30 protein-coding genes are annotated in these 23,884 nt (G+C 56.1%); 10 read left to right on the top strand and 20 right to left on the bottom strand.

Annotated elements, in window-relative coordinates; all coding sequences use genetic code 11:
* Positions 1-150 precede the first annotated feature (150 nt).
* The 4 genes from GZH47_RS26995 to GZH47_RS26980 form a co-directional block, all read right to left on the bottom strand.
* The gene (locus tag GZH47_RS26995; RefSeq protein WP_162644077.1) at positions 151-567 is read right to left on the bottom strand and encodes a VOC family protein; all 417 of its coding nucleotides are present in this window, start codon (positions 565-567) and stop codon (positions 151-153) included.
* A 44-nt stretch (positions 568-611) separates the two neighbouring features.
* Positions 612-1,850 (bottom strand): YhgE/Pip domain-containing protein, encoded by a 1,239-nt coding sequence (locus GZH47_RS26990; RefSeq protein WP_162644076.1) that lies wholly within the window; start codon positions 1,848-1,850, stop codon positions 612-614.
* Between the two features lie 65 nt (positions 1,851-1,915).
* Complete coding sequence (locus GZH47_RS26985) at positions 1,916-2,539, bottom strand: TetR/AcrR family transcriptional regulator (protein ID WP_162644075.1); 624 nt, start codon at positions 2,537-2,539, stop codon at positions 1,916-1,918.
* 105 nt (positions 2,540-2,644) lie between these two features.
* Complete coding sequence (locus GZH47_RS26980; protein ID WP_225446234.1) at positions 2,645-3,217, bottom strand: GNAT family N-acetyltransferase; 573 nt, start codon at positions 3,215-3,217, stop codon at positions 2,645-2,647.
* 162 nt (positions 3,218-3,379) lie between these two features.
* Here GZH47_RS26980 and GZH47_RS26975 point away from each other — a divergent pair, with 162 nt between their 5' ends.
* Both GZH47_RS26975 and GZH47_RS26970 read left to right on the top strand, forming a co-directional pair.
* Positions 3,380-3,889 (top strand): HugZ family pyridoxamine 5'-phosphate oxidase, encoded by a 510-nt coding sequence (locus GZH47_RS26975; RefSeq protein ID WP_162644074.1) that lies wholly within the window; start codon positions 3,380-3,382, stop codon positions 3,887-3,889.
* A 54-nt stretch (positions 3,890-3,943) separates the two neighbouring features.
* A complete protein-coding gene (locus GZH47_RS26970) occupies positions 3,944-4,411 on the top strand; it encodes a DinB family protein (protein ID WP_162644073.1) in 468 nt (155 codons plus the stop codon).
* Between the two features lie 104 nt (positions 4,412-4,515).
* Here GZH47_RS26970 and GZH47_RS26965 read toward each other — a convergent pair whose 3' ends face one another.
* On the bottom strand, positions 4,516-5,454 hold the full coding sequence (locus tag GZH47_RS26965; protein ID WP_162644072.1) for a class I SAM-dependent methyltransferase: 939 nt from the start codon (positions 5,452-5,454) through the stop codon (positions 4,516-4,518).
* Between the two features lie 140 nt (positions 5,455-5,594).
* On the bottom strand, positions 5,595-6,101 hold the full coding sequence (locus tag GZH47_RS26960) for a GNAT family N-acetyltransferase (RefSeq protein WP_162644071.1): 507 nt from the start codon (positions 6,099-6,101) through the stop codon (positions 5,595-5,597).
* 155 nt (positions 6,102-6,256) lie between these two features.
* Here GZH47_RS26960 and GZH47_RS26955 point away from each other — a divergent pair, with 155 nt between their 5' ends.
* Positions 6,257-7,162, top strand: a complete 906-nt coding sequence (locus tag GZH47_RS26955; protein WP_162644070.1) for a LysR family transcriptional regulator — start codon at positions 6,257-6,259, stop codon at positions 7,160-7,162.
* Here the strand turns inward: GZH47_RS26955 and GZH47_RS26950 are convergent.
* Genes GZH47_RS26950 through GZH47_RS26940 form a run of 3 tightly spaced genes read right to left on the bottom strand, consistent with a single transcriptional unit; the run spans position 7,128 to position 9,489 of the window.
* Positions 7,128-7,925, bottom strand: coding sequence for a Nif3-like dinuclear metal center hexameric protein (locus tag GZH47_RS26950; RefSeq protein WP_162644069.1), 798 nt, complete (start codon positions 7,923-7,925; stop codon positions 7,128-7,130). The two genes, GZH47_RS26955 and GZH47_RS26950, sit on opposite strands and share 35 nt — an antisense overlap.
* 27 nt (positions 7,926-7,952) lie before the next feature.
* Complete coding sequence (locus GZH47_RS26945; protein ID WP_162644068.1) at positions 7,953-8,894, bottom strand: phosphotransferase family protein; 942 nt, start codon at positions 8,892-8,894, stop codon at positions 7,953-7,955.
* Positions 8,895-8,937: 43 nt separating this feature from the next.
* Positions 8,938-9,489 carry a hypothetical protein gene (locus tag GZH47_RS26940; RefSeq protein ID WP_162644067.1) on the bottom strand — a complete coding sequence of 184 codons (552 nt, stop codon included), beginning with the start codon at positions 9,487-9,489 and terminating at the stop codon, positions 8,938-8,940.
* Between the two features lie 137 nt (positions 9,490-9,626).
* Here GZH47_RS26940 and GZH47_RS26935 point away from each other — a divergent pair, with 137 nt between their 5' ends.
* A complete protein-coding gene (locus GZH47_RS26935) occupies positions 9,627-10,328 on the top strand; it encodes a P-loop NTPase family protein (RefSeq protein WP_162644066.1) in 702 nt (233 codons plus the stop codon).
* 118 nt (positions 10,329-10,446) lie between these two features.
* On the opposite strand, the gene GZH47_RS26930 is transcribed toward GZH47_RS26935, so the two are convergent.
* Both GZH47_RS26930 and GZH47_RS26925 read right to left on the bottom strand, forming a co-directional pair.
* Complete coding sequence (locus GZH47_RS26930) at positions 10,447-10,755, bottom strand: hypothetical protein (RefSeq protein WP_162644065.1); 309 nt, start codon at positions 10,753-10,755, stop codon at positions 10,447-10,449.
* A 42-nt stretch (positions 10,756-10,797) separates the two neighbouring features.
* Positions 10,798-11,361: a DNA-3-methyladenine glycosylase I gene (locus GZH47_RS26925; RefSeq protein ID WP_162644064.1), complete on the bottom strand. Its 564-nt coding sequence runs from the start codon at positions 11,359-11,361 to the stop codon at positions 10,798-10,800.
* 111 nt (positions 11,362-11,472) lie between these two features.
* Here GZH47_RS26925 and GZH47_RS26920 point away from each other — a divergent pair, with 111 nt between their 5' ends.
* Positions 11,473-11,736 carry a hypothetical protein gene (locus GZH47_RS26920; protein ID WP_162644063.1) on the top strand — a complete coding sequence of 88 codons (264 nt, stop codon included), beginning with the start codon at positions 11,473-11,475 and terminating at the stop codon, positions 11,734-11,736.
* Positions 11,737-13,706: 1,970 nt separating this feature from the next.
* Here the strand turns inward: GZH47_RS26920 and GZH47_RS26915 are convergent.
* From GZH47_RS26915 to GZH47_RS26885, 7 genes are all read right to left on the bottom strand, one after another.
* Positions 13,707-14,276, bottom strand: a complete 570-nt coding sequence (locus GZH47_RS26915) for an isochorismatase family protein (protein ID WP_162644062.1) — start codon at positions 14,274-14,276, stop codon at positions 13,707-13,709.
* 23 nt (positions 14,277-14,299) lie between these two features.
* Positions 14,300-15,409 carry an AbrB family transcriptional regulator gene (locus tag GZH47_RS26910; RefSeq protein ID WP_162644061.1) on the bottom strand — a complete coding sequence of 370 codons (1,110 nt, stop codon included), beginning with the start codon at positions 15,407-15,409 and terminating at the stop codon, positions 14,300-14,302.
* 99 nt (positions 15,410-15,508) lie between these two features.
* Positions 15,509-15,913 (bottom strand): Rrf2 family transcriptional regulator, encoded by a 405-nt coding sequence (locus GZH47_RS26905; RefSeq protein ID WP_162644060.1) that lies wholly within the window; start codon positions 15,911-15,913, stop codon positions 15,509-15,511.
* Positions 15,914-16,165: 252 nt separating this feature from the next.
* Entirely contained in the window at positions 16,166-16,510 is a 345-nt protein-coding gene (locus GZH47_RS26900) for a hypothetical protein (RefSeq protein ID WP_162644059.1), read from the bottom strand.
* 6 nt (positions 16,511-16,516) lie between these two features.
* Positions 16,517-16,948: a hypothetical protein gene (locus GZH47_RS26895; protein ID WP_162644058.1), complete on the bottom strand. Its 432-nt coding sequence runs from the start codon at positions 16,946-16,948 to the stop codon at positions 16,517-16,519.
* Positions 16,949-16,960: 12 nt separating this feature from the next.
* Positions 16,961-17,326: a DUF2089 domain-containing protein gene (locus tag GZH47_RS26890; protein ID WP_162644057.1), complete on the bottom strand. Its 366-nt coding sequence runs from the start codon at positions 17,324-17,326 to the stop codon at positions 16,961-16,963.
* 260 nt (positions 17,327-17,586) lie between these two features.
* Positions 17,587-17,943, bottom strand: coding sequence for a winged helix-turn-helix transcriptional regulator (locus GZH47_RS26885; RefSeq protein WP_225446591.1), 357 nt, complete (start codon positions 17,941-17,943; stop codon positions 17,587-17,589).
* Between the two features lie 296 nt (positions 17,944-18,239).
* On the opposite strand from GZH47_RS26885, the gene GZH47_RS26880 reads away from it, so the two are divergent.
* Positions 18,240-19,442: an MFS transporter gene (locus GZH47_RS26880; protein WP_162644055.1), complete on the top strand. Its 1,203-nt coding sequence runs from the start codon at positions 18,240-18,242 to the stop codon at positions 19,440-19,442.
* Between the two features lie 144 nt (positions 19,443-19,586).
* Here GZH47_RS26880 and GZH47_RS26875 read toward each other — a convergent pair whose 3' ends face one another.
* On the bottom strand, positions 19,587-19,922 hold the full coding sequence (locus GZH47_RS26875; protein ID WP_162644054.1) for a carboxymuconolactone decarboxylase family protein: 336 nt from the start codon (positions 19,920-19,922) through the stop codon (positions 19,587-19,589).
* A 187-nt stretch (positions 19,923-20,109) separates the two neighbouring features.
* On the opposite strand from GZH47_RS26875, the gene GZH47_RS26870 reads away from it, so the two are divergent.
* Positions 20,110-20,649 carry a YfiT family bacillithiol transferase gene (locus GZH47_RS26870; protein WP_162644053.1) on the top strand — a complete coding sequence of 180 codons (540 nt, stop codon included), beginning with the start codon at positions 20,110-20,112 and terminating at the stop codon, positions 20,647-20,649.
* A 41-nt stretch (positions 20,650-20,690) separates the two neighbouring features.
* Here the strand turns inward: GZH47_RS26870 and GZH47_RS26865 are convergent, their stop codons facing one another.
* Positions 20,691-21,095 (bottom strand): tautomerase family protein, encoded by a 405-nt coding sequence (locus GZH47_RS26865; protein WP_162644052.1) that lies wholly within the window; start codon positions 21,093-21,095, stop codon positions 20,691-20,693.
* 110 nt (positions 21,096-21,205) lie between these two features.
* Between GZH47_RS26865 and GZH47_RS26860 the strand changes: the two genes are divergently transcribed.
* The 3 genes from GZH47_RS26860 to GZH47_RS26850 all read left to right on the top strand — a co-directional run bounded on the left by GZH47_RS26860 (position 21,206) and on the right by GZH47_RS26850 (position 23,871).
* Positions 21,206-22,111, top strand: coding sequence for a LysR family transcriptional regulator (locus tag GZH47_RS26860; RefSeq protein WP_162644051.1), 906 nt, complete (start codon positions 21,206-21,208; stop codon positions 22,109-22,111).
* A gap of 66 nt (positions 22,112-22,177) precedes the next feature.
* Positions 22,178-22,837, top strand: coding sequence for a response regulator transcription factor (locus GZH47_RS26855; RefSeq protein ID WP_318653430.1), 660 nt, complete (start codon positions 22,178-22,180; stop codon positions 22,835-22,837).
* Entirely contained in the window at positions 22,834-23,871 is a 1,038-nt protein-coding gene (locus tag GZH47_RS26850) for a sensor histidine kinase (protein WP_162644049.1), read from the top strand. The genes GZH47_RS26855 and GZH47_RS26850 overlap by 4 nt, the downstream gene beginning before the upstream one ends.
* Positions 23,872-23,884: the final 13 nt, after the last annotated feature.

Below are 23,884 nucleotides of genomic sequence, written 5' to 3'. Positions count from 1 at the left end.
ATATTATAACATATTAACGCGGTGTCGTATTAAATTAATTGGGCAAAGTGAAGGCTGTCGAGACTTTCTCGACAGCCTGAGAACCCTCTGCAGAAGCAGAGGGTTCTTCCCGTGTCTATGAACAACCGCTTCAGCGGCGGCCGAATGTCATTAGCCTTGAGCCGCGGCATTCTCGTCCATATAGATGACTTCCCACAAATGGCCGTCGATGTCCTGGAAGCTCCAGGCATACATGAAGCCGTGGTCTTGCGGATCGTTCGATATCGAACCGCCCGAAGAAAGCGCCTTGTAGACGATTTCGTCCACGCTTTCCCTGCTGGTAGCGGAAATGGCCAAAATCACTTCCGTGCTGGCAGTCGCATCGGCTACGGATTTCTTCGTGAACGTCTGGAAATACGCTTCGGACAGCAGCATCACGTAGATATGCTCGCTGATGACCATGCATGCCGCGTTCTCGTCGGAAAACTGGGCGTTGAACCCGAACCCGACCTCGTTAAAGAACGTTACCGTTTTTTTAACGTCTTTGACCGGCAAGTTAATGAAAATTTTATTCGCTTGAATGCTCACAATCGATCACCTCTTCGTCAGCATAGAGGATTCGGAAAACCATGTCAAATGCCGTCGCTTGCAGCCGCGTTCGTCATCGAACCGTCTTCAGCCCGCGCATTCGATGCCGGGGCAGCGATCGCTTGCTTCTTCAGCACCGAGAGCAGGATTAGCCCCGCCCCGGCAATTCCGATCATAGCCAGCGTCCAGGAAGGCTCGCTCAAGTTCGGACCGCCGTCAAAATAAAACAGATCGCGCAGCCCTTCGACGGAAAAGCGGAGCGGCAGCCAGGAATAGAGGAAATGATGGCTGAAAGCAGGCAGCAGCTGCGACGGAAGCGACAACACGGGCGCGCCGAAGAAGAAGACGAGCACGAACAGCGGAACGCCGGCAAACCCGAGCCAGCTGACGATCATCGTTTGCAGCAAGAAGAACATGAAGCCGGCGAAGAACATAAACAGGCCGACGGACGAATAATCCGGAATGTCGAGTCCGAACCACTGGCCCGCGATGACAAGAATGCTCAGCGAGGCAGCGCCTGTCGCAACGGCGCCCATGACGATTTGCGATACCCGGATGCCGAGACGATGCCGGCGGGATCCGGTCTGCGTCGCTTTGTTGGCGGCAATGAACAGCATCATCGTGGACACCATCGCGCCGAACCAGACGAGCTGCGTCAGCACGACGGGCGCATTGCCATTCGAGCTATTGGCGCCGACGGCATTGATATTCGAGATCGCCGCATCGATCGGCACGGCCAGCGCCGCCGTCTGCGCTGCCGTCAACGTGCCGCCTTGTTTATCGACGGCAGCCAGCATTTCCGCCCGGATTTGCGCGCTCGCACCGTTAATCATCTGCGTCAGGATGCCGCTCGTCATCGTTGCGCCGTTATAGTTCATCCCCTGGTTGATATACAACGCGACGGAGGCGGAATGAGGTTCCGGCGACAACAGACTGGCTAACTTCGCGGAGAAGTCGGCGGGTATCACCAGCGCCGCATAGGCCTTTTGATGGTTCATCGCATCCACGGCCGCCTCTTCGGATTCCGCGGTCTGCCATTCGAGCGGATTATCCCCGCCGTTCGGAGCCTTCGAAGCCGTCAGCTTATCCGCGATCAGCTTGCCGTAATCGATATCGCCAGCCGGCGTCTTCGCGCCCGCATCCTGCTGCACGAGCAGAACGGGCAAGTTTCTCGGAACCGGATTGACGGTAGATCCAAGCTGGGCCAAGCCAAGCACAAGGACCACTACGAAGACGAGCACTACAGTAAGATAAGGATGCTTTTGCCTGAAAAAATGAATCACGATGAGAAATCCCCCTGCTCATTTAATTAATTCAACGCTCGGTGAATGAAATGTCCAAAAAGAAATCACTTCCGCCATTGCGACACGGAGAAAGTGACCATGCTACGAATATAGGTCTCGGCCTCGACGCCGATGACATTAATGAACGAGACTTCGCGCAGCGTGCAGACGACGCCCACGGAAAGGATTTGATGAGCTGCCAACGCATAATCCATTTCGCGGATTTCGCCTGCTTCCGCCCGTTTCTTCAGCACTTCGGTCAGCGTGCCGTGCCGCTGCTGAATCATCTCCGAGAAGAAATTACGCTGCTCCGACTGGATGGACTCCGCATCCCGAAACATAATGCGAAGGAATGCCCGGTCTCCCGTCAACGTCCTGAACATGCCGACCAGAAATTGAGTCATCGCGGTTTCCAGCGGCAAATTGGGCTCGATGGACGCGAGGAGCTTATCCATGCTCGCTAGTCGGGCTTCCTGCGCTTCATTAAAGATCGTCTCCAATATCTCCTGCTTCCCGCCGGGAAAATAATGATACAGCAAACCGTCCGTAATGCCGACATGCTTGTTGATCATCCGCATCGAGGTGCCGTGAAAGCCGTGCTCGGCAAACATGTCTTTGGCGCCTTGAAGAATTTGTTCCCTGCGCTCCGCCGCCTGCAAATCTCTGCTCGTACGTGGCGTCCGTTTCAATGCTGCTCGCCTCTCTTTTGCCGCCGTTTCATTCAACGATCGTTTAACGAAATGATAAGGGATATCCGGCATGCTGTCAATCGGGCTAGGCTGTACAACAATATCTCACCTCTGATTACTCAACCTTTTCGCATAGCAATGCCGCATCAAGCCTCCGTACATCGGACGCGAAAATTGACGCGCGAACCCGGCAGCCTCCAGGTTGCGCAGGCTTGCCGCATTGTCGGGATGCACCGTCGAGTAGAGGCAGACCGCCCCCTTCGCTGCAGCACGCCGTTCGCGCAATTCATGGAAGAAGCGCTGCAAGCCGCGCCCCCGGACGGATTCGTGCACGATCGTTGCATCGAGCACCCAAACCCGGGCCAGCTCATTCTCCGGTACGCCGAATTCCCGTCCTAAATTGCCCTCTCCATCACCGGGATATGCGAGCGTCGTATAGGCCAGCAGCTCCCCGTCTTCGAACGCCCCGTATATTTCCCCTCCGCGCTTCAGCAGTACTAGCAGATCATCGACGTCGTCCGTCGCGAACATGCCGCTGTCCGGAAGGCGCGACACGACGTCAAGCATCAATCGGTGCGTCTCCGTCACATGTTCGCTGCCAAGCCTGCGGATTTCAAGTCCCGCGTATAATCCGATCGGTTGTGTGCCGGATAAGTCCAGCTTCTCGTTGATGTTCATCGCAATCCTCGTTTCCATAATCGATTCGTATTACGATCATAACGGCATGCCGCAAATATTGCATCTATCGGATAAAATTATATTGATAACGATTCTCAATACTGGTATACTGCAAATGAAAATGATTATCATAATCACTACAAATTGGAGAGTGGATTCCGCTTGAAACCAATCGATAAAGAATCGATGCGTACCCAATATTTGAACTTTGCCGACAGCGTGAAGACGCTCATGCTCAGCACTGTGGATGACAACGAAAACCCTTTCATCTCCTACGCTCCGTTCGTGAAGCAGGACGGCAAATTCTACATTTATATCAGCCGGATCGCCAACCACTTCCGCCACCTGGAGAACAATCCGCTCGTCGACGCCATGCTGATCGAAGACGAATCGCAATCGGCGAATTTGTTCGCCCGTCAGCGCGCCCGCTTCGTCTGCGAAGCCGCGAACGTCGGTAATGACGGCCATGACGAGGTGTTCGAGCTGTTCGTCGAGAAATTCGGCACAAGCATAATTACCATGCTGCGCGGACTCGATTTCTCCTTATTCGAACTGACGGCCAAAGAAGGCCGGTACGTGGCAGGCTTCGGGCAGGCATACGATATCGACTTGACCGGAGACGCTTTCAACCACGTGAATCGAGACGGCCACGGCCAGACGGCGAAAGCCTAATTAAATCCTGATTCCTTACTCTCCATTTCATTTCTTTATAAAAGGAGAACGACAATGAGCCATTATGAATCCGTCCTTCCGATCTGGAGCGCCATTCAATCCCGTTTTTTCAAAACCGCTTCGCAGCTCCCGCAAGAGGATCTAACCTTGAAGATCGGTCCTGCATCGATCGGTTATATGCTGCAGCATAATGCCGAAGTGGAATATATGTTCACCGAGTGGTACTTCCGCAAGCCGATGCCGGAGCATATCAAACTGGCAACGAGCGGCGGGCCCGGAAGCAAAAAAAGCGACTTTTCCGACCTGAACGCCCTGCTTCAGATGCTAGGCGATTCCAATGAGCATTTGCGCGGCGCCATGTGCGAACTGCCGGAGGAAGAATGGACCGTCCCGGTAGAATCGCCGATGGGCGGACCTGCAACGACGCCGCTCGAAGCAGTCGGCCGTCTGATGTACCATACCGGCATTCACGCCGGGCAAATCTCGCTTATTCAGAAGAACGCGAGAGTGAATCAGTCCTAGTCCGGCGCAGCGCGCGACAAACGGCCCCGCATCCGGCATGAAGCCGGCCGCGGGGCCGTTTTGCATTCGTCGTTTGACGTTGCATTTGTCGTTGCATGGTTGCATTAGTCTTTGACCTCGTCTTTGCGCAGGTATACTACACGGGAAGGCCGGCGGACGATCTCGGGCTCCGGCTCCACCATCTTGATCTGTATCGTCCTCTTGCTCGCCTTGGCCGCGCCGGGCTTCGATTTCGGCTTCAGCTTCGAGTCCTGCTTCGCTTTGGCGTCGGATCTCGCTTTCGGTTTGGATGCCCCGGCCTTTCCTTTCGGCTTGCTGTCGGCTGCATCCGCGGACGGCTTGTCGCCATCCTCGTCCTTCGCGCTTGCCTCAGGCTCGATAATCACGTTCTCCGCGTTATGCCTTGTCAGCATGCCGTCGTGCAGGCGGCGTTCCTTGATTCGTTCCGGCACTTCCAGATCGCTCCCCGCGATCCGGCTGATTTCCTCCTTCGTGATCGGCTGCTTGACGACAACGAAATGATACAGAATCTCATCCACCATGTTCAGCTGCACTTCCATCAAGCTCATCCGTTCGCCCGGATCGTACAACGGAGACAGATAGAGCGGGAAATAAAAAAACTCCATGCGCAGCAGCCGGAAATCGACTTCTATCTCCTCCGCTGGAATAAACTCCGGCGAGAACTGCGCCGCCGACACGATTTCATGATGATGCTCCTTCGGCGTCAAATAATAAGGCGTATATTCGTTGAAATAACTGCGGATCGACGGATTGGCGATATGAATGGCCGCCTGAGCATGCGGCGCGACGATGCAGACGACCGCCTTATGCTTGCATACTCTGTAAATTTCTTGCATCACGCCGCGGAGATCCGTCGCGTATTCCAAGCTGCGGCTTGCGAGCAAATAAGAAACCGAATCTTCCTCCAGCGGCAGCCTGTCGTTCAAGTCATGCAAGATATCGGGACTCGCGGAAGCGGCGTTGTCGATCCCGATGCAATCGCGGTGTTTATTCATCCCGCAGCCCAAATCCACTCGCTGCATGCTGCGACCTCCTATAGACCGAATTTCCCCATACCGTCATTGTATGAATCGGGTCCGCAGCGATATGACGCGATTGCCGAGAAGCAGGCCAAGAAACCGCGATTACTGCCGCTTATTCGAACTACGAGTGGAAGATAGGTTCATCGCTGCTTGTAATACAAGATCGTGGCAGCCAAACTGCCGTCTGCCGAACGGGCAAAACCTGGAATGCGGCCCGCTTGAACGTAACCGAACGATCCGTACAACGCATTCGATGGGTCGCCTTCCCTTGTATCCAGCACGATCAGACTGCGTCCTTCCGCCTCGGCCCCAGCCTCCGCTCTACGCATAAGCGCGCTTGCGACCCCGCGCCGCCGATAGCGCGGATGCGTCATCAGCTTCGCGATTTCCGCCCGGTGAAGGCCATTCGGCTTCGCGCATAAGTGTAGCTGCACGCTGCCTGCGATCTGCCCGTCGATCAATGCGATATAGAGCAAGACATTCGGATCGGGCACGCCGTCCCAATATACCCTTGCTTCCTCTATGCCCAGAGGCGGAAGGAAACCGATGGATGCGCCGTCGCCGACCACCTCGATCAAGAGCGCCGACAGTTCATCCCGCTTGTTCCCGATCGCCTGAAGCCGTTCGATTGGAATGGTTTGGCTCATCTGGATTTGAATCCTCCTTCGGTAGGTACAATCTCCGGGACCAATACGCATGAACCGGCTTTAATGCTATCCTACCGAATATGAAATGATTTGTATAACGCAAAATAAGTATTATAATCATTCATAAATCGAATTACCGGAGGTACCCGCTGCATATGGATTCCGCTCAACTAGAAGCCTTCCTCTCGGTCTGCACGACGTTGAATTTCACGAAAGCTGCGGAACATCTGCACATCTCGCAATCCGCGGTAACGGCCCGAATCAAAGCACTGGAGCTAGACGTCGGCAAGACATTGTTCTTGCGCGATAACCGCAATGTCAGTCTGACGGCAGCAGGTGCAGCTTATTTGCCTTACGCGGAACGGATGATGCGTTTGCACGAGGAAAGCAAAGTAACGCTGTCCGATGAATTCGAGCATCGCATCGTCTTAAGCGGTCCCGGTTCCGTCTGGCATTATGTATTCTTGCAGCACATCGTGAAATTCCGGGAGGAGCATCCGAACGTCGCCGTCAAGTTTCTCAGCTACATCGACCCAAGCTATATGATCCGCGATCTTCTGCTGGACGGCGCCGTGCATATTGCCATTCGATTTGATCCGCCCGAGCAAGCCAAAGTAACGCGCATTCCGCTGTTCGAAGATGAATTGCTGCTCGTAGCAGCAAAGAGGCGCAATTCTCCTGTTGCGGCTCGTGATTTCTATTCGCAGGCGTATTGTCATATCGAGTGGGGCCAGCCTTTTCCGGATTGGTTTAAAGCCATTGCCGGACCGGGTTACATTCCCGCCCTGCAAACCGATCACTCGTCCATCATGCTGACATTGCTGCTGCAAGGCACGGGATTCGGGTTCATGCCGCGTTCGATCGTCCAGCCGTATTTGGCTGACGGCCGTCTCGTTCGGCTTCCAGCTGAATTTGAACTGCCCGTCATGACGGCTTACGCGCTCTATCTGACCGAACAATGCGACCAGATCAGCGTTCGGCTCGGTTTGCGGCTCCTCGGCATTGCGGATCTGGCAGCTACGCCGCTCAAACCCGCTTCACTGCAGGCGAACTCTCCATAAACACGACTTCGACTTCGGGAAACGCCTCCCTCAGCATCTCCACAACGACGGTCATGCCGGATTCCTCGCTCTTCTGATGGCCGATAACGAGCAGGTTTCTGGCGATTCCCATGTCGATGGCATCCCGGATGTATTCGTTCGTTTCCCACTCATGCGTTTCGCCGGCTATCAAGAGGTCCATGTCATACTTCCGAAAGAAGTCCATGTGCATCGCAAATCCCGGCGCTCCCGGACTGAGCACGAAACGCGTCACCGGCCGCTCCAGGTCCCCGGCTCCCAACATGCTATCGATTCCAAGCTTGATCTTCAAATGGTCCATGATCGTCCGCACCGTTTGCGTCTCGCTCTCGGGCACGGTAAGCAGGTGCATATCCTGCGAATCCGCATACGCTTCCCACTCCAGCTTCTTCAGCATGCCGAGCAGAATGCCGTCCGGCTTGTATTGATGCACATAATCGTGCAGGCGGAAAATCGCGATCCCGGATTCATCGATCAACGCGCGCTTCCGCTCGTAAATCGGGTCGCCGGCCAGCCGCCCGACTTCATCCGCATGGTTGTAAAACGTCGGTTCATGCGTGATGATCAGGTCTACGCCGGCTTCTGCAGCCTGTTTGATGCCGGCATAGGTCGTCATGAACATGACCGCGATTTTCTTGACTTCGGCGCTCGGGCTGCCGCTTTTCAACGTATCGATGGAATGCTCGTTAAAGCCAACAGGACGAATGAGGCGGTCGATTACGGTTTGTACGGTGGTCGTTTGCATAATTTATATAGTCCTCCTTCGAAAATCTTAGTATGCGTAAGCCGCCGCGCGATCCAGCAAACTCAGCATGTACAGATCCATTCGTTCGACCATCAGTGCGTCCGTCAGGCCGGTGACGCCGAGATCCGTCCAGCCGCCGTACACCTCGGGCTCCCAGAACGCATAATCGATCAACGAGACAATGTCCCAGTATGGATCGTATGTATAGGCGTCACCGGCATGCCGGCAATAGGCATTCAGAAAATCATCCGCCGCCTCCAAGCCATGCAGCTGCGCCAGGTTCACGCGGCAATGTCCGACGTCGATGCCCGCAGGGCCGATGCAGCCGTTCACCCAATCGACGACGCCGCTGACCTTCCCGCCGGACCAAAGAATGTTCGTCGGATGATAATCGCGGTGTATGAACCGCTTCGGCGACTCAGGCTCCGGCCCCAGCACGATGGCCGCGGCAGCCAGCCATCGTTCGGGATACCGCGACCACGGGGACGTGTCCAGTTTCGATGCGTCGCAGTAGCGTCGATGCCGCCAAGGAAACGCTCCCGGCGGCACGTCGTGAATGGATGCGAGCGCCTGCGCCATACCGTCCAGCCAGCCGGCGATATTCGGCGGCGCCAAGTCGACTTCGCCGGCAAGCCGCGACATCAGTACGGCCGGCAAGCCGCTTTCGGAGCCTGTTTCGTCGTACGCGATGATTCCCGGCGTCGGCACGCCGTTATTGCTGGCAGCAAGCTGCAAGACTGCCGCTTCGTGAAGGGCAAGATCCGGCTCGTTGCCCAGCCACTCCGCGTTATCGAACAGGCGCATCACGACTGCCCGCTCCGCACCGCCGGCTCGCAGCGTCAGTTCATAGACAAGCGAGGAAATCCCGCCTTGAAGCCGTCTCGCGGCAAGCGCTTCGGCATCGGGATGGACGGCTTTCGCAGCCCACTGCAGCGCTTGCTGCAAGTAAGGATCAGCATGATTTTGCATGAATGCACCTAGCCTTCCGATAAGTAATGACGGTTTTCCAGCCTTAATCGTAACCGCCCTCGGCCGCGGGCATCGCTTTGTACGCGTCCGTGGCGCGGACGATTCCGGCAATATACGTTTGCAGCTCCAACAGCTTCTTCGCGCTTGCCGTCAAGCTGCAATGCTCCCCCGACCAGGTCAGCGTCTTCGTTTCCCCGGCAATCGTAATCGTCCAGCTGGCTTGATCGTAAGGTATTTGACCACAGCCCGGATTAATCGGATTGAGCTCCTTCAACTGCATGATGTTAATCGCTTTCATTTTCGCATAGATCGTACGCATTTCGCTATCGGAAAATACGAGGTCCGCCGTCGCGCTCCCTTTCACGATCAAATCTTTGGTCACTGTGTTCTCGTAGGTGTCGATCTCGTCCTTCATCCCATATCCGTACCTGACTTTGAAATCGAAATCATCCGGCATCTCGCTTGGCATCTCATTTAGCTGTACGCCTGCTTGCCGCTCGGGATTGCCCGTTGCGGCAGTGTTGGTATGCTCCTCTGCTCCGCAGCCGGACAGAAGCACGACCAATACCCCGGCAAACATGAACCATTTTCGCATTGTCGATCCCCCTGCCCTTGTAGACGGATTTGGCACGCGCAAGTTGCAGGCGGCGAGTGAGCGGTGAAAGGATTTCTTCCCCGGATACCGAACGTTATGAACAGGATCGTACCCAAAGGAGGCTCTTCCGACCAGCCATGACCGAGAACCAACCTACACCACCATCCTCAAGCCAGCCGAAACGTTTGCTTCTTGTCGACGGCATTCCCGGCTCGGGCAAAACGACGACGGCAACCCGTATTCATGACAAGCTCGCTGCGCAAGGCATTCGAACGAGATGCCTGCTCGAGTTGGAGGAACACCATCCGCTGCTGCCGCAAAACGAACAATATGGGGATCTGCAATCCGCCGCAGGCGCCGAAATCTTCATCCAGCAGCTCGTCAACCGGTATAGCAGGTTCGTGCAAGCGCAATTGAACGGTCCCGACGAAGTCATCATTATCGAGAGCGTCTTGTTCCAGGACGTGATCAGTGTTTCGCATCTGCAGGGCATGAATCTCGATCAACTGCGCGGCCTTACGGACTCGCTTCTGCAGCTGCTGGCGCCTTTGAACCCGCACTTGATTTACTACTATCATACCGATGTCGAAGGACAGTGGCGGTTCATCTGCAGCGTCCGCGGCAACGAATGGGGTCCGGTCTCCTTCCAGTCGGACGAAGACTTCGTGCAGGCCGGCGAGGTTTGGAGCAGAAGCCAGGCTTTCGTCCGTACGGCCGTCGATGCATGGGACATTCCGAAGCTTGTCATCGAGAACACCGACTATCAGTGGTCGGCTTACGACGCGAAGATCGATGGCTTTCTAACGGAAACGCTGCTGCCCGCGCATGCCGGCGAATAGTCCGATGATTTCCGTGCCGTAAGTTGGCAGGCCGCAACACGCCAATACGCAAAAAAAAAGCGAGAACCAGCCGCTCAAAGGCCGGTTCTTGCTTTTTATTTGGCGATCCCACTCCGTTCTAACCTTCCGCTACGTCGGCCTCCAGAGCGCTGGCGACCTCGACCATTTTCGGTATGACGGCTTCATTGGTGCCCGATACGTACAAGTCGCCCTGATAGTGCCGGAACGGGATTAATGCCTCGCCGAAGCTCCACATGAAGAAGTCGCCGTCGATGGACATGGTGGTGGACCCTTTCACGGTGAAAACATTCGTATACGCGAAATCGGGCTTGTCCTGAAAATACGCCTTGCATTCCTCCAGCGTAATCGGCTGCGTGCCCTCTCCTTGTTCTTTGAACTCTCTCGTAATGCGATAACGTTGACTCATAAGTCAGCCTCCCGATCAGATGTCTTGGTCTTTATCCTTGCTTTATCCTTGCTTCGCATGATGCCAATCGCAATCCTGCGCATGATCGTTGACCATGCCGGAGGCTTGCATATAGGCATAACAAATCGTCGATCCGACGAATTTGAACCCGCGCTTCTTCAAATCTTTGCTCATGGCATCCGATTGCGGCGTAGTCGCCGGAACTTCGCCTTTCCGCCAGTCGTTCCGGATCGGCTCGCCGCCGACGAACCGCCAGATATACGCATCGAAGCTGCCGAATTCCTCGCAAACTTGCAGGATGCAGCGCGCGTTCACGATAGCCGATCGGATCTTCAAGCCGTTGCGGATAATCCCGGCGTCGTTCATCAGCTCCGCTACCTTGTCCTCGTCGTAACGGGCGATGAGGGACGGATCGAAACCATCGAACGCCTTTCGGTAATTCTCGCGCTTCTTCAGCACCGTATACCAGCTCAATCCGGCCTGCGCGCCTTCCAAGACGAGCAGCTCGAACAACTTCCGGTCCTCGTGGACAGGGACGCCCCATTCGTCGTCATGGTAATCGATATATAACGGGTCCTCATTGACCCAAGCACAGCGGGCGGGCATGTTGGCATTCTTCCTTTCTATGAAACAATACGTCAATCTCGGACTTTCGTGTAGCACATCCTAGCACTGCTTGTCATCTACTATAGTAAAACAAAGAATGAGGTGATTCCTATGGCTCGCACCAAAGCCGTTCTACAGCCTGATTTAGTCCTGATTACGTGGTCCAGAAATCCGCTCGTATCCGGTTCCGCACGCCGCATCGTTTCCTCCCGCGTAATCGGCAGCTCCCAGCCCTGCACGGCCAGTTTGGCCCCCGGCACCCTGCTGGTCACTGCCCTCGCCTGCTTGCTCGACAACGACATCGGCTTCAAAATCGTATTCCGCAAAAAAACGTCCAGCATCAGCGGTTATTTGCTTTTGCAACGGCAGCGCTGACCGCGTTGCCGCGAGGGGCAGCGAGTCCGCTGCTCCTCTTTATTATGACATCCCGCATGGGCATTGCTCAAGTATGCGCTGCGCCGTCTGCTTCGAGACGGGTTATGGATTCGGGGAAAGTTCGGCCAGCGGGCAGCGCGGGTTTGCGGAGGGCTATCTACTACTGCTGGCCGTGTGGGTTTGCGGAGAGGGCTTCCTCCTGCTGCGGGCCGCGGGGGTTTGCGGAGGGGCTTTCAACTACTGCGGGCCGCGCGAGTTTGCGGAGAGGGCTTCCACTTACTGAGGGCCGCGCGGGTTTGTGGAGGTGTTTCCAACTACTTCGGCCGCGTTGGTTTGCGCATGGCTTCCAACTACTGCGAGCACGGAGGTTTGCGGAGGGGCTGCCTCCTGCTGCGGGCGCGGGGGTTTGCGGAGGCGCTGCCTCCTGCTGCGGGCGCGGGGGTTTGCGCAGGGCTTCCACTTACTGCGGGCCGCGCGGGTTTGTGGAGGTGTTTCCAACTACTTCGGCCGCGTTGGTTTGCGCATGGCTTCCAACTACTACAGGCTGCGCAGGTTTGCGGTGGGGCTTCCAACTACTGCAGGCTGCGCAGGTTTGCGGTGGGGCTTCCTCCTGCTGCGGGCACGGAGGTTTGCGGAGGGGCTGCCTCCTGCTGCGGGCGCGGGGGTTTGCGCAGGGCTTCCAACTACAGCGAGCCGCGCGGATTTGCGGAGGGGCTTCCAACTACTGCAGGCTGCGCAGGTTTGCGGTGGGGCTTCCTCCTGCTGCGGGCACGGAGGTTTGCGGAGGGGCTGCCTCCTGCTGCGGGCGCGGGGGTTTGCGCAGGGCTTCCAACTACTGCGAGCCGCGCGGATTTGCGGAGGGGCTTCCAACTACTGCAGGCTGCGCAGGTTTGCGGTGGGGCTTCCTCCTGCTGCGGGCACGGAGGTTTGCGGAGGGGCTGCCACTTACTTCGGCCCGTGCGGGTTTGTGGAAGGTTTGCCACCTACTTCGAGCCGCGTGGGTTTACGGATGTGATTCCTCCTGCTGCGGGCTTCGCGGGTTTGCGGAGGGGTTGCCACTTACTTCGGTCCGTGCGGGTTTGCGGAAGGTTTGCCACCTACTCCGAGCAGCGCGGGTTTACGGATGTGATTCCTCCTGCTGCGGGCTTCGCGGGTTTGCGGAGGTTCTTCCAACTACTCCGGGCAGCGCGGGGTAAGGTGTATATCAGCCCCGTACTTCTTCCTAACGAACTCAGCCAGCCTTATTTGGGCATATTCTGCCTCTTTTATTTTCTAACGAATCTCAGAGACGCTATTTCTTTGAAATCGGCGAATTCCCTCCTATTTGCGCTCATTCACATACCATTAACGCCGCTGGAGTTCGTTAGAATTTTTCTGAAGCCATTTTCATGAAAATAAGCGTGATACGATTCGTTAAATGAGCAAATTTTATTTCGGCAAGCGACTCTGGACAACAAACGGGGATTCCGTGGGGCTCGGAGCTGCTGTGGTGGTGTGCCGCGCACAGCTGCTCGCGCTTCCGCGTGCGTGGTTTGCCGCGCACAGCGGCGCTCGCTTCCGCGTGCCGTGGTTTGCCGCGCACAGCTGCCCGCGCTTCCACATGCGTGGTTTGCCGCGCACAGCTGCTCTCGCTTCCACGTGCGTGGCTTGCCGCGCACAGCTGCTCTCGCTTCCGCGTGCCGTGGTTTGCCGCGCACAGCTGCCCACGCTTCCACGTGCCGTGGTTTGCCGCGCACAGCTGCTCTCGCTTCCGCGTGCGTGGTTTGCCGCGCACAGCTTCGCGCACTTCCACGTGCGTGGTTTGCCGCGCACAGCTTCGCGCACTTCCACGTTCGTGCAGTACCCAGCACAGCGGCGCTCGCTTCCACGTACGTGGTGTGCCGAGCACCTCTGCCCGATTTCCTCCTGCCGTAACGACAAAAAACAGCCCGCCGTTTCCGGCGAGCCGCTCCTCCTCATCGATGCTTCGCTTACTTGCCAGCTACGTCTTCCACGAACGATGCCGTCGTTCTCAGCTTGCCGATGCGCGGGAAAATATACGTGCATGTCCCGTCATGCTCCGCTTGACTCATCGCCGTCATCGCATCCGTAATAAAAATTTGGTTATAGCCCAATTGGTACGCTTCGCGAGCCGTCGACTCGACGCCGATATTCGTCGAAATGCCGCATAGGACGATGGTATCGATGCCGCGGCGGCGAAGCTGGAGATCGAGATCCGTTCCGAAGAACGCGCCCCACTGACGCTTCGTTACGACATGATCCTGTGCGCCGACGCCAAGTTCAGGCGCGAATTCCGCCCAGCCTTCGGGATAGCCGCCTGCCCGCGGTTCCATATCCGTAGCCGGCTTCAGCGCATCCTTTCCATCCAGGAAATCCACTTTGACGAAGGTGATGAATCCGTTCTGCTTGCGGAACTGTTCGACCAGCCGCACCGTGTGCGAAACGATCTCCGGCCCTTTCGGCGACATGCCGACAATGCCCTTCTGCAAGTCGATAATAACGAGTGCCGTTTTGTCGAAATTGACGTTCAATGCTTCCATGATTTAACCTCCACATGTATGATTTAGGCGGCTCCCCGCCGTCCCTCGCCCCGGGGCTGCTTGCGAAGCACGATTCGCAGCAGCGGCGGCACGAGGAAGAAAATAAAGAACATCCGGAACAGCTGATACCCGGCCACGATCGGTAAATCCGCATGAATTTCATGGGCGATGATGCCCATCTGATCCATGCCGCCCGGCGCGAGGCTGAGCAAGCCCGTCGCTTCGGACATCGGCTGCAGCACGGACAGCAGCACTGCCATTCCGAGCGCGCCGGCTATAAGCAGCAGCCCGCTGACGATGGCAAGCGTAAAGTTGCGCACCATATTCGGCAATTGTCTCGGTCTCAGCATCAGCCCTACATACGTCCCGATCATCAGCTGCGCCATTTGCGTCAATGCTCCGGGCAGCGCCGGACCATGAAGGCCGCACAACTGCACGATCGCCGTGCCGATCGCAGGTCCGAGCAAATAAGCGGTCGGCAGTTTAATGCGATTGCCGATGATGGCGCATACGACGGAGACGACCGCGAACACAAGAATGTTCGGGAACAGCCCGCCCCAGCTGGGCGCCACGGCGGAGACGGCAGCCGCGGCCGAAGCCGAAGCGTCCTTCACCTGGCCCAGAATCGGACTGAATACGATAAGCGGCACGCAAATGACGATCATCATCAGTCTTGTGACCTGCGTGAACGTCACCGCCGTAATGTTAATGCCTTCCGTCTCTTCGGCCAAGATAATGACTTGCGTCAAGCCGCCCGGAATGCTGCCCAGCAGCGCGGTACGAAACCCCATGCCGGAAAACCGCGATACGACATAGGCGATTCCCACGCAATAGGCCAGCAGCAGCACCGCCATCAGCAGCATATAGGGCAGCTCGTGCGCCATTTCCTTTAATGCCGCCGCCGTCAGCGACAGCCCGATCGTGTACCCGACGATAATGAGCGCCGCATTCCGCAGCTGCGGCGGCCAGACGAATCGGTCCGCGACCACATTGTTGCCGATAAGCATGGCGATCATGGGCCCGAGCAGCCAAGGAATCGGAATTTGAATCAGTTTGAACAGCAGTCCGCCGACCACCGACAGGACAATCGTCAACGCAACGGCGCCGAGTCGAATCGGCTTGCGTGTACCCATAACTATCTCCTCGCTTCTTCTACAGAATGCCATTTCATGCCGGTTTCTATGAAAGCGCATAATATGAGCAATTATTTGCACATTTAAGCCAAAAAAAATTTAGCTTTTCATCAAGTCCGCCACGGTAAAGTTGCCCAGCACCTTCGTGACTTGTATATTGATTTCGGACATGATGGTCTGGAACGACTCGTTCACCCGCTGGCCGAAACCGTGATCGCCCGTCGTATCGAGCATCCGGTCCCATACCGGCTGTTCGTCATGCAGGGAAGTGTACACCTCGAATAAGGTGATCGCTTCCGGGGAACGAGTCAGCTCGTAGCCGCCCGAGCGGCCCTGCCTTACCTCGACGATACCGGCATCGCCGAGCTGCGCGAGTATTTTGCGAAGCGCGGTCGGCTCGCATCGAATTTGCTCCGCGATCTCCGCGCTGGAACGTAAATCATCATTGGTCGCCAGCACGATCAGCGCTTGAAGTCCCAAACCAAACCGTTTCAATTGAGCCATCGTTTATTGGATGCGCCTCTCTGTGTGTATTAATGTGCTAATTTTAGCACACTTAAAATCAACTCGCAACTGAAGTACCGTGTTGAAACGCCGAATATGCCTGGCGACATAATATCGCAGACATACAGGGCGCAAATTATAAGGACATCGGACATTTTGGGAAAAATAGCGAATGAATTGCCTCCTCCACTTGGCAGCGGAACGATTCTCTTGGCATCAAACGAATGTCCGGAGTTGACCGCTTACCTACACCTACAACCTGATCAGCACTTCCGAACCGTCCTGTGCCTTGATATCGACCAGAACCGTCCCTTTGCAGCGCCGCAGCTCCTTGATGAGCTGCCTGATCGCCTGCCTTGTGCTTCGACTCTCGAGCATCGACAGCACCTGTTCAAATCCGAATTGGCTCCAGTCCGGATCGGAATCCGGTTCCCGGATCGCGTGTCCGCCCGCATGTCCGCCGTGCCTGTTCAGCCAGCCTCTCATAGTGCGCTGGGCTAAACCGGAAGTTACGATTCCGCTCGCCATGCGCACTAAGGCATAAGGGACCGGAATCGTAAAAGAATGCTCCCTGCTCTTCAGCTTCACGATGATCATGGTCTATCACTCGATCACGACGGTGATGGTATCCTTGTCACCGGAGCGAATATCGACGATTTGCCCGTCAAGCTCATTCTCGATCGCAGAGATCAGCATGTCGATATCGATATCCTTCACGTATTTCGCAGCCTGCGGAATTTGGGCCGCGACGCTGTGCCCCGCTCCGAGAATGGCCTTCACCAGTCGAATCGGCAAATTAATGCTGATATTATCGTTATCTTGGGACGTGATCCGTAATTTCAACGTTTTGTTTAAGTATCCGCCGGATGCCGAATCCTGGTTCTTCGAATAGCCGGATTGCCCGAGCCCCTGTGCGGCATGCGAGGCAGTACCCGGCTGCGTCTCCTTCAGCGCATGAATCAATTCGGAAGCCTTGTCTGCATCGATTCTGCCTTCCTGCATCATGGACAGCACTTTGCCGATTTCTTCTTTCATCGCTGCTTCCCCCTATTCGTCCTTCAACATTTTGACCGCTTCATCCGCGGTGATTTCGCCATTCTCCAGCATGGCTATGACCTTCTTCTTATCCACTTCCGGTTTCTTCTGCGTATCGTAGCCGAGAGCCGTAATGATCTCGTTAAGCTTGCCGCGCACCGTAGGGTAAGAAATCCCGAGCTCTTTCTCCACTTCCTTGATGTTGCCTCTGTTCACTAGAAAGGTCGTTACGAAATGGAGCTGTTCGGGAGAGAGCAGCGCCAGCTTCGATAATTCAAAATCATTCTCGATCGTCGTCCGGCAATGCCCGCATTCCAGCTTGACGGCATGCAGCGGATGTTCGCATACGGGACACTGCGTGAGGATGGGATATTTCATACGCGGCTCCTTTCCTTTGATTTAATTATAAATCAATTTATTCAATTTTCAAGTCAATTAAATTGATATTTTTAATTATCGTGTTAATTTTATTAATTCCAATGCACACAATCTTCTCTAACCTTAATGGCTCCATTAAAAAAAGCCTCTACGCGTCCAACGGGATGAAGCCCGGTGTCAACCTGGCCCGTTCCTATGGAATCGATGAGACTCTATAACGATAGAACTGCATGGACGTATAAGCGATAGATCCAACGCAATTAGCCGCCAATCACTCCGGGATCGTCGTTCTTGCCTTCTCCCCATCGGACTGCCCATTTCTCCATTTCTTTCAGCGCGTCCTGAAACCCCTTGCCCTTCGCCGTCAGCGAATATTCCACCGTCACCGGGACCGTCGGAAACACTTGCCGGTTCACGATCCCGCTCCGCTCCAAGTGGCGCAGCACATCCGTGAGCGATTGCGTCCGTACGATCGCCAGATCCCGGTTCAATTGCGCGAATCGTCTCGGTCCAGCGGACAGCTCGGCAATGACGAGAAACGCCCATTTGGCGCCCAAAATTTCCAGAACGGAACAAATGTTGGTGGAACGCGACGACTGTGGCTGCGAGTGCGGCAGTGGCTGTAGCTCCGGGTCTAGATCACTCGTATGCTGCTCCTGAATTCCAGTGGCCGTATGCGCCACCGTATCCGGATGCCCTTCAGCACCCTCACGCTGATGTGCAAGCTTGCGCAGTTTCACTCCGGCTAGCGATTCCATATCTAAGCCCTCCTTCATCAACTAACTTACTTTTAGTTAGTTAGTCAAAATAGTTGGATTATATCCAAATCTTTTGCCTTCTTACTTATTGTTAGTACCTCTATTATACTACATCCAAGGGTACTCTGACATAACCAATGAAGGGAATGATTGTCATGAAAAACAATTACCGTTTCACCGTTTACGCGCTAGCCTTCGGCGCCTTCTTCACGGCCACCTCGGAATTGGTCGTCTCCGGGATCTTGAATATCATCGCTGCCGACTTAAGGATATCGCTTGCCACGGCCGGCTTGCTGATTACCGCCTATTCGGCCGCTTTCGCCATCGGCACGCCGATCATCGTCTCCCTCACCTCGCGGGTCGAACGCCGCAAAGTGCTGGCTGCCGCGCTCGTGTTGTTCATCATCGGCAGCTTCGCGTCCAGCGCGAGCACCTCGATCGAAATGCTGATGCTATCCCGTATCGTGCTCGGCATCAGTTCCGGCGTCTACCTCGTCATCGCATTCGGGGCGGCGGCGCGAATCGTCCCGGCGGAGAAACTCGGCAGCGCCATCGGCACGATCGTACTGGGCTTCAGCAGCGCAATGATTCTCGGCGTTCCGATCGGAATCGCCGTCGCGGAACGCTACAGCTGGCAGGCGATCTTCCTGCTGCTCGGCATCGTCAGCATCGTATTCGCGATCCTGCTCTACCGCCTGCTGCCCGAGATCGAAGGAGACGCTCCGATTCCGTTCCGCAAACAGTTCAAGGCGCTTGGGAACACGGTCGTGATCAGCGCGCTCGTGTTAACCTTCTTCAGGGAATCCGGCAACTCCGTCCTCTTTACGTATATGTCGTCATTTCTGCAGCAAATCCTGCATTTCAGCATCTCCGGCGTCAGCGCCATGATGCTCGTCTTCGGCGTGGTCGGAGCGATCGCCTCGCGTATCGGCGGCTACGTCGTTGACCGATGGGGCGCGGCCCGCATGATTATCGCGGGAATCGCGGTTCATATTGCCGCGCTCGCATTGCTCCCGGTATTCACCGGAACGGTCATCGCCGGCGTCCTGCTCTTGGCCGTCGTCGTGTTCGGCATGTTCGCGGTCGGACCGGCGATCCAAAGCTATTTTATCCAGCAAGCCCCTCAATCAGCGAACCTGATCCTAAGCTTGAATACATCGGTTATTCATCTTGGCCTTGCGGCAGGCGCCGGAGCCGGCGGCGCGATGCTGGCCGGCGCCTCGACCTTGCGCTTCCATCCATGGCTGGCCGCCGTCGTGCTGCTGATCGGCCTGGCGGCGGGACTTGTCGGCTTCTCCGGCCGCCGACGCCGAAACCACGTACAGCGCCGAGACGTGCATGCCGTTCCAAGCGAATAACCGTTCTGAACGGCACTCTCGTCTGGATGCTTGAGGCGCACTGTCTGCCCCGCGTCAATTTCGCCGCCCGAATCAATAAACCGCGTCCAATGGACGCGGCTTGCGGGTTAATCATTATTCGTTTGAGGGCTTACGAATAGCACCTTACTCGTCACTAGCTGGTTTGGGGAATACGGTCCGGGCGACTTCCAGCGCCGACGCGGCCCGCGGCCAGCCTGCATAGAACGCCAGATGCGTGATCGCTTCCGCCAGTTCTTCCTCCGACAGACCGTTGTCCCGCGCCAATCGCAGATGATAAGGCAGCTGTCCGGTTTGCCCGGCCGCGACGAGAGCCGATACCGTTATTAAGCTTCTGTCCCGAAGAGAAAGTTCTTCCCGCCGCCAGACGTCGCCGAAGAGCACCTCCTCCGAATACCGGACGAATTCCGGCGCCGTCTCGCCGAAGCACGTGCGTGCAGTGCCAGGGATTAGTCGATGCATCCTAATTGCCTCCTTATAATCGGGTCGCGATAATATTCATTTGAAAGGGTTTCGCGCTGCTTCCGAAGAAACTATAAGAGCCGGAACTAGAGCAGATGGAACTAGAGCAGATGGAATTAGAGCAATAAGGCACAAGAACGGATGGAAGCAAGCGCTGACCTATACCTGATAAAGGACGTGATTCGCCATGGAAGAGGATCGCATGCGTTACCCGCTCGGACGATTGGTTCCCGCCGCTAATCCGACGACAGAAGACCTCGAACGCTGGATAATGGACATTGGCGGCATTGCCGCAACGCTTCGCTCCGAGGTGGAGAAGCTCACGATGGCGCAGCTCCTGACGCCCTATCGTCCCGGGGGCTGGACCGTGCTGCAAGTCGTCCATCATTTGGCCGACACAGACCTCAACGCGTATTTCCGTTTCAAACGAGCGCTGACTGAAGACGAGCCGCAAGCAAGCACGTTTCGCGAAGATGCTTTTGCGGAATTGGCCGACTATCGGGTGACGCCTGCGGAAGTATCGCTGGCGATGCTGGGTGCGCTGCACCGGAGGTTCCTCGACCTGCTGCAAGACCTGCTCCAAACCCCTGCGCAATTCCGCCGGACGTTCACCAGCCCGAAGCACGGCGTCATGACGCTCGCCCAAGCCGTGGAGCGATTCGCATGGCACGGACGGCATCATATCGCCCAGATCACCGGATTAAAGTCGCGTATGGGATGGAATTGAGCGTCCGATGGAATTGAAAGTCAGTGAGGATGATCGCAAACTCAGCGTATGCGTTCATCGATCTCAATCATTTGCGCCACTCCGTTGCCGAACGACCAATTCTCCAATCCCGTCTCGACGAGCACGACGAATACATCCTCTTCGCGAATGCCGCATTCCGCTTGCAGGAGTGCGGCCAATTCTCGGTAGAAACGCTGCTTCTTCTCCGTGCTTCGGCCTGATGCGAGCGTAATCTGGACGAATACCAGACCGTCGCTGCGGCTCACCTGCAAATAATTGCGGCTGTATTGAAACTCGCCCCGCTTATGACCGTGATACACTTGAAAATAATCCTCGTCCGGCACGTCGAACTCCTCCTGCAAGGCTGTCATGATCGTCCTCGCGATACCGGCAAGCTGCTCTTCCCGATAGTGCTCCTCCAAGTAACTGACACGAATGAAAGGCATGTTCCTCACTCCTTAATAAGTGGATAGGAACATTGTAATGCCGTCATCTTCATCTGTATAATGGATAATAATCATAATCACATTCGATATTATCGATGGAGTTGACAACCATGGATTTGAAAGAATTAATAACGTTCCGGACGATCGTCCGGGAAGGCACGTTCTCCAAGGCGGCCGCCGTGCTGAATTACGCCCAATCGACGGTGACGAACCAAGTCCAGCGATTGGAGAAAGAGCTTGGCCTGCAGTTGTTCACGCGAGGATGGGACGCGGAGCTGACGGAAGCCGGGCGGCGCTACGCCGACGAAGTCGATAAACTGATCGCGCATTGGCAGTATGTCATCGAGCAAGCCAAGGCGCTGCGGCAGGAAGAAATCGGCGAGCTGCGCATCGGGTTGATCGAGCCGCTGGCCGAAGGCGTGCTGCCTGCGGTTATGCGTAATTTCGGCGGGCTCAAACCGAACATTTCCGGTCATTTCACGATCGGCAATACGGATACGCTCGCCGAGGACGTTCGCAGGCAAACGATTCATGCGGCCGTATGCGGCGAACCTGCAGACACAGCAGGCTTATCGTTCAGTCCGCTGTACAACGAGAGAGTATCGTTCATCGCGGCAGCCGATCATCCGCTTGCAAGCATGGCCGCAGCGGATTCTGCGCTTCCTCTTGCCGCACTTAACGACCATCCTTTGATTCTTGGAGGCAAAACCTGCTTGTATCACTTGAAGGTCCAGCGGGCGTTCTCGCGCATCGAGGCTTCGCCTTTCACCCATACCGTCAGCCGAATCGCATCCATTCCCGCCATGATCCGGGAGATACCCGCCATCGGGGCCGTTCTGGAATCCACGGCGCTCCCCGTCGGCGTCGTTCGCCTGCCGGTTCAACTGGAGACGCCGGAGATTCCCGTCGGCATCCTGCAGCCGAGAAGTACGGATTACGTTGCCGCTCCCTTGCGTCTGTTTCTGCAGGGTTTGCGCGATGAGATCGGCAAGCGTTCACCGCTTCGCCCGGCATGATATACTGGAACAAGCATCCAGCAGCCTGGCATCAACGAAGGAGGTCGTAACCTTTTGTTCCGAATCATGCTTATCGAAGACGACGCGGACATCCGCGGCATCGTGGCGGGAACGCTGCGCAAATGGCAGTACGAAGTCGTCGAACTGGCTGATTTCGGCCATGTGCTGGGCGAATTCGAAACCCATCGTCCCCATCTGATTTTGCTCGATATCAACCTGCCCGTATTCGACGGTTTTTATTGGTGCAGACAAATCCGCGCCGTCTCCAATGTCCCGATTATTTTCCTATCCTCCCGCAATCAGAATATGGATATCGTGATGGCCATCAACATGGGCGGCGATGATTTCGTGCAGAAGCCGTTCGATCTGGAAATTCTCGTGGCCAAAGTAACCGCGCTGCTGCGCCGCAATTATACGTACCAGGAAGAAAGCCTGCAGCTCCGGCACCGCGGCTTGCAGCTGAACCTCGCCAACTCGACCGCCGACTACGACGGACGAAGCTCCGAGCTGTCGCGGAACGAATTCATCATTCTCGGCGTGCTCATGCGGAAGACCGGCATCATCGTTTCCCGCGAGGACCTTATGCAGGCATTATGGCATGACGAGCAGTTCATCGACGACAATACGCTGACCGTGAACGTCAACCGGCTGCGGCGCAAAATCGCCGATCTCGGTCTGGATTCGTTCATCGCGACCCGCAAAGGAATGGGGTATATCGTGGAATGAAGCTGTGGCGTTTCCTGAAATACGAACGATCCTACATGCTGCTCTGCGCGGCGACCTTCGGCTTGGTCATGCTGATCGGGTACACGGAACCGGGCAACCGGCTGCATGCCGAGAATCTGATCTACCTGCTCGTGCTGCAGCTGCTGCTCATGGCCGCCTTCTTCGGATACCGCTACTATCGGAACACGCTTGCGATCCGCATGATGCGCGAAGAAGACGGCGAGCCGTTGTCGCTCGAAGCCGAGGCTTGCCAGCAAGTCATTCAAGAGATGGAACGCGCGCATATCCGGGCGCTGAACGAGGTGCATGCGAGGCAGAAGGAGTATTATGATTTCATCGTGTCCTGGTTCCACGAAGTGAAGACGCCGATCTCCGTCATCCGCCTCATGCAGCAGACCGAAGTCGACGCGCGCAGCCTCGAGGAGCAGGTCACCCGTATCGAGCAGTATGTCGATCAAGCGCTGTACTATGCGAAATTGGATAGTTTCAACCAAGACTACGAGCTCGTCAATTGCGACTTGGAGCCCCTAGTCAAGGCTGCCGTGAAGAGCAGTTCCAAAGCGTTCATCGCCAAAAAAATCCGGCTGTCGCTGGACATCGGTTCCACGATCGTGCAAAGCGACTCCAAGTGGCTGTACTACATTATCGGCCAGCTGCTGTCCAACGGCTTGAAATACACGCCCGCGCAAGGGGAAATCAGCATCGCCGCGCGAACGAACGACCGGGAAAAGCTGCTTATCGTGCGGGACACCGGCATCGGCATCGAACCCCGCGATCTGCCGCGCATCTTCAATCGGGGGTTCACCGGAACGAACGGCCGCATTCATATGAAGTCGACCGGCATGGGGCTATATCTGGCGCAAGAGTTGTCGAAGCGGCTTGGCCATTACATCACATGCGTCTCCGAAGCCGGCCGCTTCACCGAAATGACCGTGCATTTTCCAAGAAGCCACGATCCTTACCGCGAGACGCTGCAGCATGCGCCCTTCGGCAGCGACGGCAGCAGCAATGAACGCAGCAGCCCCGGCGACTGAATTCAGTCACCGG

It is taken from the genome of Paenibacillus rhizovicinus, assembly GCF_010365285.1.
GTDB lineage: Bacteria > Bacillota > Bacilli > Paenibacillales > Paenibacillaceae > Paenibacillus_Z > Paenibacillus_Z rhizovicinus.
The sequence above is the reverse complement of the archived record's forward strand: the minus strand, read 5'-3'. Positions and strand labels throughout refer to the sequence as shown.

What these genes read in the sequence shown, in the direction of transcription:
- GZH47_RS26905 (WP_162644060.1), bottom strand. Translation starts at nt 15,913, where the DNA reads ATGGCTCAATTGAAACGGTTTGGTTTGGGACTTCAAGCGCTGATCGTG.
- GZH47_RS26970 (WP_162644073.1), top strand. Translation starts at nt 3,944, where the DNA reads ATGAGCCATTATGAATCCGTCCTTCCGATCTGGAGCGCCATTCAATCC.
- GZH47_RS26940 (WP_162644067.1), bottom strand. Translation starts at nt 9,489, where the DNA reads ATGCGAAAATGGTTCATGTTTGCCGGGGTATTGGTCGTGCTTCTGTCC.
- GZH47_RS26925 (WP_162644064.1), bottom strand. Translation starts at nt 11,361, where the DNA reads ATGCCCGCCCGCTGTGCTTGGGTCAATGAGGACCCGTTATATATCGAT.
- GZH47_RS26935 (WP_162644066.1), top strand. Translation starts at nt 9,627, where the DNA reads ATGACCGAGAACCAACCTACACCACCATCCTCAAGCCAGCCGAAACGT.
- GZH47_RS26960 (WP_162644071.1), bottom strand. Translation starts at nt 6,101, where the DNA reads ATGAGCCAAACCATTCCAATCGAACGGCTTCAGGCGATCGGGAACAAG.
- GZH47_RS26870 (WP_162644053.1), top strand. Translation starts at nt 20,110, where the DNA reads ATGGAAGAGGATCGCATGCGTTACCCGCTCGGACGATTGGTTCCCGCC.
- GZH47_RS26915 (WP_162644062.1), bottom strand. Translation starts at nt 14,276, where the DNA reads ATGGAAGCATTGAACGTCAATTTCGACAAAACGGCACTCGTTATTATC.
- GZH47_RS26930 (WP_162644065.1), bottom strand. Translation starts at nt 10,755, where the DNA reads ATGAGTCAACGTTATCGCATTACGAGAGAGTTCAAAGAACAAGGAGAG.
- GZH47_RS26920 (WP_162644063.1), top strand. Translation starts at nt 11,473, where the DNA reads ATGGCTCGCACCAAAGCCGTTCTACAGCCTGATTTAGTCCTGATTACG.
- GZH47_RS26850 (WP_162644049.1), top strand. Translation starts at nt 22,834, where the DNA reads ATGAAGCTGTGGCGTTTCCTGAAATACGAACGATCCTACATGCTGCTC.
- GZH47_RS26900 (WP_162644059.1), bottom strand. Translation starts at nt 16,510, where the DNA reads ATGATCATCGTGAAGCTGAAGAGCAGGGAGCATTCTTTTACGATTCCG.
- GZH47_RS26965 (WP_162644072.1), bottom strand. Translation starts at nt 5,454, where the DNA reads ATGCAGCGAGTGGATTTGGGCTGCGGGATGAATAAACACCGCGATTGC.
- GZH47_RS26880 (WP_162644055.1), top strand. Translation starts at nt 18,240, where the DNA reads ATGAAAAACAATTACCGTTTCACCGTTTACGCGCTAGCCTTCGGCGCC.
- GZH47_RS26860 (WP_162644051.1), top strand. Translation starts at nt 21,206, where the DNA reads ATGGATTTGAAAGAATTAATAACGTTCCGGACGATCGTCCGGGAAGGC.
- GZH47_RS26945 (WP_162644068.1), bottom strand. Translation starts at nt 8,894, where the DNA reads ATGCAAAATCATGCTGATCCTTACTTGCAGCAAGCGCTGCAGTGGGCT.
- GZH47_RS26855 (WP_318653430.1), top strand. Translation starts at nt 22,178, where the DNA reads ATGCTTATCGAAGACGACGCGGACATCCGCGGCATCGTGGCGGGAACG.
- GZH47_RS26875 (WP_162644054.1), bottom strand. Translation starts at nt 19,922, where the DNA reads ATGCATCGACTAATCCCTGGCACTGCACGCACGTGCTTCGGCGAGACG.
- GZH47_RS26950 (WP_162644069.1), bottom strand. Translation starts at nt 7,925, where the DNA reads ATGCAAACGACCACCGTACAAACCGTAATCGACCGCCTCATTCGTCCT.
- GZH47_RS26895 (WP_162644058.1), bottom strand. Translation starts at nt 16,948, where the DNA reads ATGAAAGAAGAAATCGGCAAAGTGCTGTCCATGATGCAGGAAGGCAGA.
- GZH47_RS26910 (WP_162644061.1), bottom strand. Translation starts at nt 15,409, where the DNA reads ATGGGTACACGCAAGCCGATTCGACTCGGCGCCGTTGCGTTGACGATT.
- GZH47_RS26865 (WP_162644052.1), bottom strand. Translation starts at nt 21,095, where the DNA reads ATGCCTTTCATTCGTGTCAGTTACTTGGAGGAGCACTATCGGGAAGAG.
- GZH47_RS26980 (WP_225446234.1), bottom strand. Translation starts at nt 3,217, where the DNA reads ATGAACATCAACGAGAAGCTGGACTTATCCGGCACACAACCGATCGGA.
- GZH47_RS26955 (WP_162644070.1), top strand. Translation starts at nt 6,257, where the DNA reads ATGGATTCCGCTCAACTAGAAGCCTTCCTCTCGGTCTGCACGACGTTG.
- GZH47_RS26890 (WP_162644057.1), bottom strand. Translation starts at nt 17,326, where the DNA reads ATGAAATATCCCATCCTCACGCAGTGTCCCGTATGCGAACATCCGCTG.